A 13,247-nucleotide genomic window follows, 5' to 3' on the forward strand; every position below is an offset into this window, starting at 1 on the left:
GCGGGCGCGCGCGGAGTCACGCCCGATCCGGTAATCCGTTCGCGCGGCGCATCCGCCGGAGCGGGAGTGGCGGAACGGGCTTGGCGGAACGGGCGGTGCACGCACATGGGCGGCGAACATCGGTGAGCCGCACCAGCACCAGCACCAGCACCAGGCGACACGGAACGGCCCAGCCCGATGCCGCAGACCCCGGTCGCGGTCTCAGAGGGTGGGCCGGAACGTTCCTTCTGGTGTTCTCAGACTCCCGCCGCCGTTCCTCTTGCCAGTGCGGCCGCGGCCGCTCCCACGAGTCCCGCGTCCGTGCCCGTCTGCGCGGGGGTCACCGTCAGGCGCTGGACGAAGGAAAGGGTGGCGTAGTCGCGGAGGGCTCGGCGCAGGGGGGCGAAGAGGATCTCGCCCGCGTTGCCCACTCCCCCGCCGATCACCGCGATGTCGATCTCGACCAGGGTCGCCGTCGCGGCGATGCCGGCGGCCAGCGCCTGGGCGGCCCGTTCGAAGGAGGCCAGCGCGACCGGGTCGCCGGCATGCGCGGCGGCGGCCACCGCGGCCGCCGAGGCGTCGCCGTCGGGACCGGGCAGCCAGCCGTTCTCCAGCGCCCGGCGGGCGATGTGGGGACCGCTGGCGATGCGTTCCACGCAGCCGCGCGCCCCGCACGGGCACGGGTCGCCGTCGAGGTCGACGCTGATGTGGCCGATGTGGCCGGCATTGCCCGTGGGGCCGGGGTGCAGTCGTCCGCCCAGGATCAAGCCACCCCCGACGCCGGTGGAGACCACCATGCACAGCGCGTTGTCGTGGCCGCGGGCGGCGCCCTGCCAGTGCTCGGCCGCCGCGATGGCCACGCCGTCGCCGATCAGCTCGACCGGAAGGTTCCCGGTCACCTCCCGGACCCGGTCGACCAGCGGATACGCCCGCCAGCCGGGCACGTTCACCGGACTGACGGTGCCTGCGGAGGCGTCCACCGGACCGGCGCTGCCGATGCCGACGGCGTGGACGCCCTCCCACAGCGGTGACCCGGTCAGCACTCCCAGCACCTCCCCGACGGCCCGCATGACGGTGTCGCCGTCCTCCCGGGCGGGCGTGGGGCGCTGTGCGCGGGCCAGGATCGTGCCGTCGCCGTCCACCAGCGCTCCGGCGATCTTGGTGCCGCCGATGTCGAGCGCGGCCACGAGGTCGGTGTGCATCAGTCTGGGTTCTCCCCGTCCACCATGGAAATGGGCTGGCCGGTCCAGCGATTGGGGGACGCGGGCCGATTGCGGTGGACAGTCTCTCCTGCATCTGACAACGTTGTCCAGGCTCTATGCTCGACGCCACATCCTCATACAAACCCTGGGGCTCCGCATCCCCGTCCGCGAGATCGACCGGACGGCGGACATGCCGGCCTCCCGTGGACGACAGGAACAGGACACAGCATCGTGCCGGAGACGCCGCGCCGCCCCGAGAGCCGTTACGGCAACCGTCCCACGATGAAGGACGTCGCGGCGCGGGCCGGAGTCGGTCTCAAGACCGTGTCCCGTGTGGTCAACGGCGAGCCGGGGGTCACACCCGAGACCGAACGCCGGGTCCAGGAGTCCATCGACGCGCTCGGCTTCCGCCGCAACGACAGCGCCAGGGTGCTGCGCAAGGGCCGCACCGCCAGCATCGGCCTGGTCCTGGAGGACCTCGCCGACCCGTTCTACGGGCCGCTCAGCCGGGCGGTGGAGGAGGTCGCCCGGGCGCACGGCGCGCTGCTCATCAACGGCTCCAGCGCCGAGGATCCGGACCGGGAGCAGGAGCTGGCGCTGGCGCTGTGCGCGCGCCGGGTGGACGGGCTGGTGGTGATCCCGGCCGGTGACGACCACCGGTATCTGGAGCCCGAGATCAAGGCCGGAATCGCGACGGTCTTCGTCGACCGGCCGGCCGGTCGCATCGAGGCCGACTGCGTCCTGTCGGACAACTTCGGCGGCGCCCGCGCGGGCGTGGCCCATCTCGTCGCCCAGGGGCATCGCCGGATCGGCTTCATCGGCGACATGCCCCGCATCCACACCGCCGCGGAGCGCCTGCGCGGCTACCGCGCGGCGATGGAGGACGCCGGGATACCGGTGCAGGAGGCCTGGATGTCCCTGGGCGCCACCGACCCGGCGCGGGTGCGCCGCGCGGCCGAGCAGATGCTGTCGGGGGCCGCGCCGGTCACGGCGGTCTTCTCGGGGAACAACCGGGTGACGGTCACCGTCATCCGGGTGCTCGCGGAGCGGGACCGCCAAACCGCCCTGGTGGCCTTCGACGACCTGGAACTCGCCGACCTGCTCCAGCCGGGGGTCACCGTCGTCGCGCAGGACGCGGCCGCGCTCGGCCGCACCGCCGCCGAGCGTCTGTTCCGGCAGCTGGACGGCACTCTGCTCGTCCCGGAACGCATCGAACTGCCGACCAGGCTCATCACCCGCGGCTCGGGCGAACTGCCGCCGGCGGACTGAGCCCGCCACGACGCCCGCGACGAGCACCGCACGCTGGAGGCGCCGGGCCGGCCTGACCGAGTCGCCGCGCGACCATCCGTTGCGCCACCCCGGTGTCCGGCCGAGCGGGTCCTCGGACTGCTCGACGGGGACGAGCCGCTGCCGCCGGACCGCCTCAGGCATCCCGGAGCGGACCCGGTGGTTGCCGACAAATCCTAGGCAGACAGGATCAACTACGCTACGAGACGAGCGAGTTCGGGATCGCCCCCATCCGGACGGCGCCGGCACGGGTGATGGGCATCGGGTCCGCGCCGCCCGGACGCGGCGCGGCACGGGGCACCTTGGGCCCACGTGGGCGTGTCGGCACACATCAGCTGCCTCGGCCATGCCTCCTCCCCACCCGTCGACGCGCCCGGCGCCGCACGGCAGTTGTCCGTCACCGGGCTGGACGCGGACCGATTCGCCCCCTCGGCGCAACGCAGCCGAACCACGACCGCGTTCTGTCGCCCGCGCCGCAGGTCCGGGTCGAGCCGGTGAACGGCGAGGCGCTTCTCGGCATTCGCTCACGTGAATCAGCACGGGGTTCCGCACAACGGTTCGGTCGTCCGGCGCGGCCGTCCCGGCCGACGCGCTCTGATCTCCAACTCCGTGCTCGATCATCGGCCTTGAGGGGGCTCTCAAGCGAGACAGCGAAGGAGTTCCACCGACGGGCACCGGTCGAAACCTGCCGTGCGAGCAGGGAAAGCGCTTGTTCGCGGAGGAGAATCCGGTGACCGTTTCAGGTCCCGAGAGACCGCGCGTCCGTTAGTCTGACCGGACGGCGTCGCGTGTCGGTCACCGACCGGGTGAGGCATGGAGGCGCCCGTGAGTTTGCCTTACGGAGGCATTCCACACATGTCAGTCGAGCTGAATCACACCATCGTCCACTCCCGTGACAACCGGGAGTCGGCCGAGTTCCTCGCCCACATCCTGGGACTCGAAGTCGGAGCCGAGTGGGGCCCCTTCGTTCCCGTCGACACGAGCAACAAGGTCACGCTGGACTTCGCCACACTCCCTGCGGAGTCGATCGTCATGCAGCACTACGCGTTCCTCGTCTCCGACGCGGAGTTCGACGCCGCCTTCGACCGGATCGAGCGCGCCGGGATCACCTACTTCGCGGATCCGCACGGCAGGCAGCCGGGTGAGATCAACCATCACCACGGCGGCCGGGGTCTGTACTTCCTGGATCCCTCGGGGCATGGAATGGAGATCATCACCACCCCGTACGCCGTTCCCGCGCAGCAGACGCAGCAGACGCAGCAGACGCAGCAGACGCAGCAGCAGTAACGGTTGCGGTAGCGGTACCGGTTTCCGGGGGCGGTGGCCGGCCGGGGCGTCCGCGCACCGGCCGGCCATCACACGCTCACCGGCGCGGTGCGGCGAAGCCCTCCAGGGCGGTCCGCGACAGTCCCGTCGCGCCGCTCACCTCGGCCGGGTCGAGGGCGCCGCAGTCGAGACCGCGCAGCAGATAGCCGCTGAGGGCCTTGGCGGTCGCCGGTTCGTCCATGATGTCGCCGCCGGCCCGGTGTGCGTACCGGGACAGGCGCTCCGCGGCCTGGGCGAAGCCCTCGCGGTAGAACGCGAAGACGGCCGCGTAGCGGGTGGGGAGGTGGCCGGGGTGCATGTCCCAGCCCTGGTAGTAGGCGCGGGCCAGCGCGCGGCGGGTGAGACGGTAATGGAGTCGCCAGGCGTCGTGGACGTTCGCAGTCGGGCCGACCGGGAGGACGTTCGTGGAACCGTCCGAGACCCGTACGCCGGTGCCGGCCGCGGCGACCTGCATCACCGCCTTGGCGTGGTCGGCGACGGGGTGGTCGGCCGCCTGGTAGGCGGCGGAGACCCCCAGACAGGCGCTGTAGTCGAAGGTGCCGTAGTGCAGTCCGATGGCCCGCCCCCCGGCCGCCTGGATCATGCGGGCGACGGTCGCGGTGCCGTCGGCGGCGAGGACGGCCTGGCTGGTCTCGATCTGGATCTCGAAGCCGAGCCGCCCGGCGTCCAGCCCGCGCGCCCGCTCGAAGGCCTCCAGCAGCCGGACCATCGCCGTGACCTGCTCGGGGTAGGTGACTTTCGGCAGGGTGAGGACCAGTCCGCCGGGCAGTGCGCCGGCCTCGGTCAGACCGGTGAGGAAGATGTCGAGCGTGCGGATGGCCCGGTCGCGCACCGCCGCCTCCATGCACTTCATGCGGATGCCCATGTAGGGGGCCGCGGTGCCCCTGGTGTGGGCCTCGACGATCAGCCGGGCCGCCCGAGCGGCCGCCGCGTCCTCCTCCGCGTCGGGGCGGGGGCCGTAGCCGTCCTCGAAGTCGACGCGCAGGTCTTCCACGGGCTCGCGTTCCAGTTTGGCCCGTACGCGCGCGTACACGGGCTCGGCGAGTTCGTCGGACAGGCCGAGGCAGCCGGCGAAGGCGGCCGCGTCGGGGGCGTGCTCGTCGAGGGCCGCGAGGGCCCGGTCGCCCCAGGTGCGGACGGTGCGGGCGTCGAAGACGTCACCGGGGACGTAGACGGTGTGGACGGGCTGACGGGTGCCGGGGTCTCCGGGGTAGCGGCGGTCGAGCTCGGCGTCGATCGGCGCGAGGGAGGCGCTGATCCCCTCGCTGACGGCGCCCGCGAGACTAGTCGTCACCGTCTCCTGTCGGCCCTGCCCCATGCCGCACCTCCCGTTTTCCGCTGTACGGAATCAACAATCCGCACGGCGAAGTTATCCGTGCGGCTTCCGGCGGGTCAACACCCTGTCCACGGCGTGCCCCTTCCGTTCACCGCCGCACCCGTGCCCTCTTCCGCACAGGGCTTCTCCCCCTCATCCTGACTCACGGGACGAGGGGGAACACATGACCGTCAGAAGCGGACCGAGCAGGCGGGCGGGGCTGAGAACCGTGGTGGCCGCCGCGGCGGCCGTCCCCCTGCTCGGCATGGTGAGATCCTCGGCCGGACGGCAGGAGAGCCGGTCGCGCGGGGCGGTCCCGTCGGCGCCCGTGCCCCCGCTGGAGGTCATGACGTTCAACCTCCGCTTCGCGTCCCGCAGGAAGCCCCACAGCTGGGCGGACCGGCGGCCGGTGATGAGCGCGTTGCTGCACCGCGCGACCCCGCACGTCATCGGCACCCAGGAGGGCCGGCCCCGGCAACTGCGCGACATCGAGGCCGATCTCGGGCCGCACTACGACTGGATCGGCACCAGCCGCGCGGTGGGCGACGACGAGGCGGTGGCCGTCTTCTACGACACGCGCCGGCTCGTCCCGACGGCACACGAGCACTTCTGGCTCTCCGACACCCCGCAGGTGCGCGGCTCCAACACCTGGGGCGGTGGCCATCCCCGCATGGTCACCTGGGTCCGCTTCCGTGATCTGCGCGCGGCCGGGCGGGAGTTCGTCGTCCTCAACACCCATCTCGACAACGCGAGCCAGTACGCGCGCGTGCGCGCCGCAGCTCTGATCGCCGCGCGGATCGCCCGGTTCGACCCTGCGCTGCCGCTGCTGCTGACCGGCGACTTCAACGCCGTCGCACACGACAGCGCGGTCTACGACGCGCTGCTCGCCACCGGCCTGGTGGACACCTGGGACACGGCACGCTCGCGTGGCGGAGCGTATGCCACGTTCCACGGATACAGGCCGCTGATACCGGGCGGGGACCGCATCGACTGGATCCTGGCGACGCCCGGCGTCACGGTCCACCGGGAGTGGACCGACACCTTCACCGTGGACGGCCAGTACCCGAGCGATCATCTCCCGGTGCGGGCCTCGTTGAGTCTGTGGTGAGCCAGAGCCCCCGTGACCTGCGCGGTCACGGGGGCTCAAGGCAGTGCTGCGACTACGAGGGGGATCAGCCCTTGCGGGTGTTGATCTCCTCGGTCAGCTGCGGGACGACGGCGAACAGGTCGCCGACGACGCCGTAGTCGACCAGGTCGAAGATCGGGGCCTCGGCGTCCTTGTTGACGGCGACGATCGTCTTCGAGGTCTGCATGCCGGCCCGGTGCTGGATGGCGCCGGAGATGCCGTTGGCGATGTAGAGCTGCGGGGAGACCGACTTGCCGGTCTGACCCACCTGGTTGGTGTGCGGGTACCAGCCGGCGTCGACGGCGGCGCGGGAGGCGCCGACGGCCGCGCCGAGGGAGTCCGCGAGGGCCTCGATGAGCGCGAAGTTCTCGGCGCCGTTGACGCCACGGCCGCCGGAGACCACGATCGCGGCCTCGGTCAGCTCCGGGCGCCCGGTCGACTCGCGCGGCGTGCGGCCGGTGACCTTGGTGCCGGTCGCCTGGGCCGAGAAGGAGACGCTGAGCGCCTCGACGGCGCCCGCGGCCGGAGCGGCCTCGACCGCGGCCGAGTTGGGCTTGACGGTGATGACCGGAATGCCCTTGGAGACGCGGGACTTGGTGGTGAAGGAGGCGGCGAACACCGACTGGGTGGCCACCGGGCCCTCGGCGCCGGCCTCCACGTCGACGGCGTCGGTGATGATGCCGGAGCCGATGCGCAGCGCCAGACGCGCGGCGATCTCCTTGCCCTCCGCGGAGGACGGGACGAGGACGGCGGCCGGGGAGCCCCCGGCGGACGCGGCCTCGACGGCTGCCTGCAGCGCGTCCACCTTCGGCACGACGAGGTAGTCGGCGTACTCGGAGGCGTCGTGGGTGAGGACCTTGACGGCGCCGTGCTCGGCGAGCGCGGCGGCGGTGTTCTCGGCGCCCGGGCCGAGCGCGACGGCGACCGGCTCGCCGATGCGGCGGGCCAGGGTCAGCAGCTCGAGGGTGGGCTTGCGGACGGCGCCGTCCACGTGGTCGACGTAGACGAGGACTTCAGCCATGGGATTTGCTCTCCTGCGAAACGAAGTTGAGGGGCGGTCGGCGTGGGGCCTGTCAGATGAACTTCTGGCCCGCGAGGAACTCGGCGAGCTGCTTGCCGCCCTCGCCCTCGTCCTTGACGATCGTGCCCGCGGTGCGGGCGGGGCGCTGGGTCGCGGAGTCGACCTTGGTCCACGCACCCTCCAGGCCGACCTCCCCGGCCTCCAGGTCCAGGTCCGACAGGTCCCAGGACTCCACCGGCTTCTTCTTGGCGGCCATGATGCCCTTGAAGGACGGGTAACGCGCCTCGCCGGACTGGTCGGTGACCGACACGACGGCCGGCAGGGAGGCCTCGAGCTGCTCGGAGGCGGCGTCGCCGTCGCGGCGGCCCTTGACCGTGCCGCCCTCGACCGAGACCTCGGAGAGCAGGGTGACCTGCGGGACGCCCAGGCGCTCGGCCAGCAGGGCCGGAACGACGCCCATGGTGCCGTCGGTGGAGGCCAGACCGGAGATGACCAGGTCGTAGCCGGCCTTCTCGATCGCCTTGGCCAGCACCAGCGAGGTGCCGATGGCGTCGGTGCCGTGCAGGTCGTCGTCCTCGACGTGGACGGCCTTGTCGGCGCCCATCGAGAGAGCCTTGCGCAGCGCGTCCTTGGCGTCCTCGGGGCCGACCGTCAGGACGGTGATCTCGACGTCGTCGTCGGAGTTCTCGGAGATCTGCAGCGCCTGCTCGACCGCGTATTCGTCGAGCTCGGAGAGCAGACCGTCCACGTCGTCCCGGTCGACGGTCAGGTCATCGGCGAAGTGCCGGTCGCCGGTGGCGTCGGGCACGTACTTCACAGTGACAACGATCCTCAAGCTCACGCCGGCTCTCCTACTGCATCGTCAGTTCTGGCTGCCTTCTTCCAGGCAGCATAGGCGTCTCGAGCGGCCGATCCCGGTTGGGGCGGCCTGCGCTACGGCCGAAATATTACTCACCAGTACACCCAGGTGGTTCCCGCTGAGCAAGCGCTTTGAACTGTGACCTGTGCAACGCAGCGTAATCGGAATCCGACGACCCCGCGCGGCGGCCGCGCGGTGATCAATCCCTCAGAGCAGTGAAACGCCCCTGGTGGTACAGCAGCGGACGGCCCGCGCCCGCCGGGTCGCCGAGCACCACCTCGGCCAGCACGATGCGGTGGTCCCCCGCGGGCACGCGCGCGACCACGCGGCACACCAGCCAGGCGAGCACGTCGTCCAGGACGGGCACCCCGTGCGGACCCTCCCGCCACGCGGTCGGCGCGCCGAAGCGGTCGGCGCCGCTCCGGGCGAAGGTGGCCGCCAGCTCCTGCTGGTGCTCGCCGAGTATGTGGACGCCCACGTGCTCCGCCCGGGACACCGCGGGCCAGCTGGAGGCTGCGGCGCCGATGCCGAAGGAGAGCATCGGGGGCTCCGCGGACACGGAACTCAGTGAGGTGGCGGTGAAGCCGACCGGCCCGGCGGCGCCGGAAGCGGTGATCACGGCGACCCCGGCCGCGTGCCGCCTGAAGACGGAGCGCAGCAGGTCGGGAGAGGCGAGCCGGGGAAGGCCCAGGCCGGGCGTGGCCGTCATGACGTCGTCCTTCTGCGGGAGGTGGCGGGTCGGACCGTGGGCGCTCAACGGACCGGACAGCGCGCGCTCGCGGTACGGAGCAGGTCCACGTGGACGCGTCCGTGGAGAAGGAGTTCCTCAGGCATACGGTCAGGCTGACGACGGCCGGCACGCACAGTCAAGTCCGTCCCGGCAACTGGGAGATGCCTCACCGTTCCCCGCCCTCAGGTGACACCGCCTCCCCCAGGGCCGCGACGACGTCGGCCTTGCGGGGCAGGCCGGACGCGCGCCGGACGATGCGGCCCTCGGCGTCGAGGACCAGCACGGTCGGCGTCCGGAGGATGCCGAGTTCCCGCACGAGGTCCAGCCGCGCCTCGGCGTCGATCTCGACGTGGGCGACTCCGGGGACCATGCCGGCCACCTCGCCGAGCACCCTGCGGGTCGCCCGGCAGGGCGCGCAGAAGGCGCTGGAGAACAGTACGAGGGTGGCCCGCTCGCCGAGTGCGCCGCCCAGCCGGTCCGCCCCCAGCCGCCTGCCGTCGTCACGCCCGGGCACCCGCACCCTCCCGCTCCGCCGCCGTCGCGGCACTCCGTGGGCGCTCGCCGCCGCGAGCACCGACAGTCCGGTCATCAGGTCGTGCAGCGTTCCCGGGACCGCGAAGATTCCCGGTCCCGGGAATCGTTCCCGCGGAACTCGGGTCGTCGGCCCGACGCCGGGCCCGGCCCGTTCGGCCTCGCCGCCACCGCAGCCGCGTTCCTCGATGCCGCGTTCGGGTACCCCATCGGATGCGATATGTACCTGCTCGCACGGCGCGTCGCGGTTCGCGCGAAGTAAAGGCCATTTAAAAGCCCGAGGTGGATCAAGGGAGCCCACGTGACGAGGATCTCGCCGCCGCCGGGCACCAGGGCTGGCTCCCGGGCCGTTCTTCGGGCACGATCTGCGAGATGCCGTAAACCTACGGCTGCGTAACTTTGCCGCCGGGAGGCATCCCCGGCAAAGAGTGAGGAAGGGTTCGCCCCGCCCATGGCAGAGCTTGTCTACCGCCCCGTCGTCGGCCTGGCCCAGGCCTTGTTCAAGGCCTGGGACCTCAAGATCGACTGCAAGGGATCGGAGAACATCCCGCGCTCAGGTGGTGCCGTGCTGGTGAGCAATCACATCAGCTACCTCGACTTCATCTTCGACGGCCTGGCCGCGCTCCCGCAGAAACGTCTCGTTCGCTTCATGGCGAAGGAGTCCGTGTTCCGCCACCGGATCTCCGGTCCGCTGATGCGCGGCATGAAGCACATCCCGGTGGACCGCAAGCAGGGCGAGACGGCCTACGCGCACGCGCTGGAGTCGCTGCGCTCGGGCGAGATCGTCGGGGTCTTCCCCGAGGCCACGATCTCGCAGTCGTTCACGCTGAAGACCTTCAAGTCGGGCGCGGCGCGCATGGCCCAGGAAGCGGGCGTCCCGCTGGTCCCGGTGGCCCTTTGGGGGACGCAGCGACTGTGGACCAAGGGTCACCCGCGCAACTTCAAGCGCAGCCACACCCCGATCACCATCCGCGTGGGCGAGGCCATGGACGCCTCCCGCGACAAGTACGCGGGGGCCATCACCCGTCAGCTGCGCGAGCGCGTCCAGGAGCTGCTGGAGGCCGCCCAGCGTGCCTACCCCGTGCGCCCCAAGGACGCGAACGACACCTGGTGGATGCCGGCCCACCTCGGCGGCACCGCGCCCACGCCGGAGCAGGTGCGCGAGGCCGAGTCGCGCTGACCCCCGGGACCGGCCCGGCCGCCCGCCGTGCGCCGGGTGCGGGGCGGGGTCCGGCGCGTCGGGCCCCGCGAGGCGGGCGCTCACAGCGCCGAGGGCAGCGTCCGCCACAGGTGCGGACGATCGGGCGCGGCCCTGAGCGCGTCGAGGACCGCCGCGCGTCGGGCCCCGCGAGGCGGGCGCTCACAGCGCCGAGGGCAGCGTCCGCCACAGGTGCGGACGATCGGGCGCGGCCCTGAGCGCGTCGAGGACCGCCGGGTGCGGCGCCGCGTAGAGAACCCGGTGGTCCGACTCCCCCGCCGCCGGGTCGGGCACGAAGGCCAGGCGTTCGCCGTCCAGGGAGAAGCACGCGTCCACACCCGGCTTGCCGCCGCGCGGATCCTGGCGGTGCCAGGCCCTGCCGAAGCGGACGGCGACCAGTGCGTGCAGGACGTGCCCGTCACCCGCGTCGTGCACGAGCCGCTGGTAGCACAGGCCCGTCGGGATGTCCTCGGCGCGCAGCAGCGCGGCCAGGGCGTGGGCCTTGGCGTGGCAGATGCCGGTCCCCTGCTCGAGCACGTCCGAGGCGCGCCACGTCACCCGCGGGTCGCCCGCGTCCCGCGAGTGGGAGACGGCGTCACGGACGTACTCGAACGCCAGCCTCGCATAGTCATACGAGCCTTCCGCGTTCTTCGCGAGGCGGGCCGCCGTGGCCCGCACCCGCGGATGGTGATGGTCTATGGCCTCGTCCGCGGCCAGGTAGGCGGACAGGTCAGGGTTCTCCTGGGTCAGCTCCATGAGCGCCGAGCATAGGAAAACGATCACCCGAGAGTCAATGACTTTTCGGGTGACCGTATATCTATGCAGTCCTGTCGTGTCCTGAGCCGCCGGGAGTCAGCGCGCCATCTCCTCCTTGACCGCCGCCACGAACGTGTCCACGTCGTCCTCGGTCGTGTCGAACGCGCACATCCAGCGCACGACGCCCGCCGCCTCGTCCCAGAAGTAGAACCGGAACCGCTTCTGGAGACGCTCGCTCACGTCGTGCGGGAGCCGCGCGAAGACGCCGTTGGCCTGCACCGGGTGGAGCACCTCCACGCCGTGCACGGCACGCACGCCTTCCGCGAGCCGCTGGGCCATCTCGTTGGCGTGGCGGGCGTTGCGCAGCCACAGGTCCCTGGCGAGCAGCGCCTCCAACTGCACCGACACGAAGCGCATCTTGGAGGCGAGCTGCATGGACAGCTTGCGCAGATGCTTCATGTGACTGACGGCGTCCTGGTCGATCACGACGACCGCCTCGCCGAACAGTGCGCCGTTCTTCGTCCCGCCGAGGGAGAGGATGTCGACGCCGACGGCATTGGTGAACGTCCGCATCGGGACGTCCAGCGAGGCCGCCGCGTTGGCTATCCGCGAGCCGTCCAGGTGGACCTTCATACCGCGCGCGTGGGCGTGGTCGCAGATCGCGCGGATCTCCTCCGGCGTGTAGAGCGTGCCGAGCTCCGTGCTCTGGGTGATCGAGACGGCCTGGGGCATCGCGCGGTGCTCGTCCTCCCACCCCCAGGCCTGCCGGTCGATCAGCTCGGGGGTGAGCTTGCCGTCGGGCGTGGGGACGGTGAGCAGCTTCAGACCGCCCATGCGCTCGGGCGCGCCGCCCTCGTCGACGTTGATGTGCGCGCTCTCCGCGCAGATCACCGCGCCCCAGCGGTCGGTGACCGCCTGGAGCGCTACGACGTTCGCGCCGGTGCCGTTGAAGACCGGGAAGGCCTCCGCCGTCGGCCCGAAATGACTGCGGACGATCCCCTGGAGGTTTTCGGTGTAGTCGTCCTCCCCGTACGCCACCTGGTGGCCGCCGTTGGCGACGGCCAGGGCGGCCAGCACCTCGGGGTGCACGCCGGCGTAGTTGTCGCTGGCGAAGCCGCGGACCTCGGGGTCGTGATGGCGGCGGGCATCGGTCTTCGGAGGGTTCACGGCTGCTCGGTGAGCCACAGACGCTTTCCGTTCACTTCGGCGGCGGGCTTCTCCCAGACCCCGGCGATGGCCTCGGCCAGGTCCTTGACGTCCGTGAAACCCGCGAACTTCGCGTTGGGGCGGTCGGCGCGCATCGCCTCGTGCACCAGCGCCTTCACCACCAGGATCGCAGCCGCGGAGGTCGGGCCTTCGGCGCCCCCCGCCTTGCGGAAGGCGTCGGCGAGCGCCAGGGTCCAGGCCTCGGCCGCGGCCTTGGCGGCGGCGTACGCGGCGTTGCCCGCGGTGGGCTTCGTGGCGCTGGAGGCGCTGATCAGCACGTAACGGCCGCGCGCGCTGCGCTGGAGGCCCTCGAAGAAGGCGAGCGAGGTGTGCTGCACGGTCTTGATGAGCAGCAGCTCCAGGAAGTCCCAGTCGTCCAGGCTCGTCTTGATGAACGTCTCGCTGCCTCGCCAGCCGCCGACGAGGTGGACCACGCCGTCGATCCGGCCGAAGTCCTTCTCGACGCGCAGCGCCCAGTCGCGGGTCGAGTCCAGATCGAGCAGGTCGACGGGCTCACCGGTGACGGTGGCGCCCCCGGCCCCGTAGCGGGCCGCATCGACGGCCTCCGCCAGACGTTCCGGGTCGTTGTCCGCGCCGACGACGGTCGCGCCGGCCTCGGCGAGCCTGAGCAGCGCCGCCCGGCCCGCGGGTCCGCCCGCGCCGGCCACCGCGATCACCGCACCGCTGAGAGCCCCGTTCCCCATGTTCCTC

Annotated in this window: 13 protein-coding genes; 4 read left to right on the forward strand and 9 right to left on the reverse strand. The window is 71.9% G+C overall.

Features of this window, described 5'->3' with window-relative positions:
- Positions 1 to 236: 236 nt before the first annotated feature.
- Positions 237 to 1,181 (reverse strand): ROK family protein, encoded by a 945-nt coding sequence (locus IE239_RS32440; RefSeq protein ID WP_190153021.1) that lies wholly within the window; start codon positions 1,179 to 1,181, stop codon positions 237 to 239.
- 231 nt (positions 1,182 to 1,412) lie between these two features.
- Here IE239_RS32440 and IE239_RS32445 point away from each other — a divergent pair, with 231 nt between their 5' ends.
- Entirely contained in the window at positions 1,413 to 2,450 is a 1,038-nt protein-coding gene (locus IE239_RS32445) for a LacI family DNA-binding transcriptional regulator (RefSeq protein ID WP_190153022.1), read from the forward strand.
- 873 nt (positions 2,451 to 3,323) lie between these two features.
- Complete coding sequence (locus IE239_RS32450) at positions 3,324 to 3,755, forward strand: VOC family protein (protein ID WP_190153023.1); 432 nt, start codon at positions 3,324 to 3,326, stop codon at positions 3,753 to 3,755.
- 76 nt (positions 3,756 to 3,831) lie between these two features.
- On the opposite strand, the gene IE239_RS32455 is transcribed toward IE239_RS32450, so the two are convergent.
- Positions 3,832 to 5,112, reverse strand: a complete 1,281-nt coding sequence (locus IE239_RS32455; protein WP_190153024.1) for a DUF6986 family protein — start codon at positions 5,110 to 5,112, stop codon at positions 3,832 to 3,834.
- Positions 5,113 to 5,293: 181 nt separating this feature from the next.
- On the opposite strand from IE239_RS32455, the gene IE239_RS32460 reads away from it, so the two are divergent.
- Positions 5,294 to 6,217 (forward strand): endonuclease/exonuclease/phosphatase family protein, encoded by a 924-nt coding sequence (locus IE239_RS32460; protein WP_190153025.1) that lies wholly within the window; start codon positions 5,294 to 5,296, stop codon positions 6,215 to 6,217.
- A gap of 64 nt (positions 6,218 to 6,281) precedes the next feature.
- On the opposite strand, the gene IE239_RS32465 is transcribed toward IE239_RS32460, so the two are convergent.
- The 4 genes from IE239_RS32465 to IE239_RS32480 all read right to left on the reverse strand — a co-directional run bounded on the left by IE239_RS32465 (position 6,282) and on the right by IE239_RS32480 (position 9,434).
- On the reverse strand, positions 6,282 to 7,256 hold the full coding sequence (locus tag IE239_RS32465) for an electron transfer flavoprotein subunit alpha/FixB family protein (RefSeq protein ID WP_190153026.1): 975 nt from the start codon (positions 7,254 to 7,256) through the stop codon (positions 6,282 to 6,284).
- A 52-nt stretch (positions 7,257 to 7,308) separates the two neighbouring features.
- Complete coding sequence (locus tag IE239_RS32470; protein WP_190153027.1) at positions 7,309 to 8,097, reverse strand: electron transfer flavoprotein subunit beta/FixA family protein; 789 nt, start codon at positions 8,095 to 8,097, stop codon at positions 7,309 to 7,311.
- A gap of 217 nt (positions 8,098 to 8,314) precedes the next feature.
- Positions 8,315 to 8,824 carry a flavin reductase family protein gene (locus IE239_RS32475; protein WP_190153028.1) on the reverse strand — a complete coding sequence of 170 codons (510 nt, stop codon included), beginning with the start codon at positions 8,822 to 8,824 and terminating at the stop codon, positions 8,315 to 8,317.
- Positions 8,825 to 9,011: 187 nt separating this feature from the next.
- Positions 9,012 to 9,434 carry a TlpA family protein disulfide reductase gene (locus IE239_RS32480; protein WP_190153029.1) on the reverse strand — a complete coding sequence of 141 codons (423 nt, stop codon included), beginning with the start codon at positions 9,432 to 9,434 and terminating at the stop codon, positions 9,012 to 9,014.
- A 393-nt stretch (positions 9,435 to 9,827) separates the two neighbouring features.
- Between IE239_RS32480 and IE239_RS32485 the strand changes: the two genes are divergently transcribed.
- A complete protein-coding gene (locus IE239_RS32485; RefSeq protein ID WP_190153030.1) occupies positions 9,828 to 10,556 on the forward strand; it encodes a lysophospholipid acyltransferase family protein in 729 nt (242 codons plus the stop codon).
- Positions 10,557 to 10,736: 180 nt separating this feature from the next.
- On the opposite strand, the gene IE239_RS32490 is transcribed toward IE239_RS32485, so the two are convergent.
- The 3 genes from IE239_RS32490 to IE239_RS32500 all read right to left on the reverse strand — a co-directional run bounded on the left by IE239_RS32490 (position 10,737) and on the right by IE239_RS32500 (position 13,240).
- Positions 10,737 to 11,330 (reverse strand): transglutaminase domain-containing protein, encoded by a 594-nt coding sequence (locus tag IE239_RS32490; protein ID WP_190153031.1) that lies wholly within the window; start codon positions 11,328 to 11,330, stop codon positions 10,737 to 10,739.
- A gap of 96 nt (positions 11,331 to 11,426) precedes the next feature.
- Complete coding sequence (locus IE239_RS32495) at positions 11,427 to 12,497, reverse strand: threonine aldolase family protein (RefSeq protein ID WP_190153032.1); 1,071 nt, start codon at positions 12,495 to 12,497, stop codon at positions 11,427 to 11,429.
- Positions 12,494 to 13,240 carry an SDR family NAD(P)-dependent oxidoreductase gene (locus IE239_RS32500; RefSeq protein ID WP_190153060.1) on the reverse strand — a complete coding sequence of 249 codons (747 nt, stop codon included), beginning with the start codon at positions 13,238 to 13,240 and terminating at the stop codon, positions 12,494 to 12,496. The genes IE239_RS32495 and IE239_RS32500 overlap by 4 nt, the downstream gene beginning before the upstream one ends.
- Between the last annotated feature and the right edge of the window lie 7 nt (positions 13,241 to 13,247).

It is taken from the genome of Streptomyces humidus, assembly GCF_014649655.1.
Taxonomy (GTDB): Bacteria; Actinomycetota; Actinomycetes; order Streptomycetales; family Streptomycetaceae; genus Streptomyces; species Streptomyces humidus.

Excerpts from the sequence above, each read along its gene's own strand:
- IE239_RS32500 (WP_190153060.1), bottom strand. The coding sequence starts at position 13,240 with ATGGGGAACGGGGCTCTCAGCGGTGCGGTGATCGCGGTGGCCGGCGCG.
- IE239_RS32460 (WP_190153025.1), top strand. The coding sequence starts at position 5,294 with ATGACCGTCAGAAGCGGACCGAGCAGGCGGGCGGGGCTGAGAACCGTG.
- IE239_RS32475 (WP_190153028.1), bottom strand. The coding sequence starts at position 8,824 with ATGACGGCCACGCCCGGCCTGGGCCTTCCCCGGCTCGCCTCTCCCGAC.
- IE239_RS32485 (WP_190153030.1), top strand. The coding sequence starts at position 9,828 with ATGGCAGAGCTTGTCTACCGCCCCGTCGTCGGCCTGGCCCAGGCCTTG.
- IE239_RS32455 (WP_190153024.1), bottom strand. The coding sequence starts at position 5,112 with ATGGGGCAGGGCCGACAGGAGACGGTGACGACTAGTCTCGCGGGCGCC.
- IE239_RS32440 (WP_190153021.1), bottom strand. The coding sequence starts at position 1,181 with ATGCACACCGACCTCGTGGCCGCGCTCGACATCGGCGGCACCAAGATC.
- IE239_RS32490 (WP_190153031.1), bottom strand. The coding sequence starts at position 11,330 with ATGGAGCTGACCCAGGAGAACCCTGACCTGTCCGCCTACCTGGCCGCG.
- IE239_RS32480 (WP_190153029.1), bottom strand. The coding sequence starts at position 9,434 with ATGACCGGACTGTCGGTGCTCGCGGCGGCGAGCGCCCACGGAGTGCCG.
- IE239_RS32450 (WP_190153023.1), top strand. The coding sequence starts at position 3,324 with ATGTCAGTCGAGCTGAATCACACCATCGTCCACTCCCGTGACAACCGG.
- IE239_RS32465 (WP_190153026.1), bottom strand. The coding sequence starts at position 7,256 with ATGGCTGAAGTCCTCGTCTACGTCGACCACGTGGACGGCGCCGTCCGC.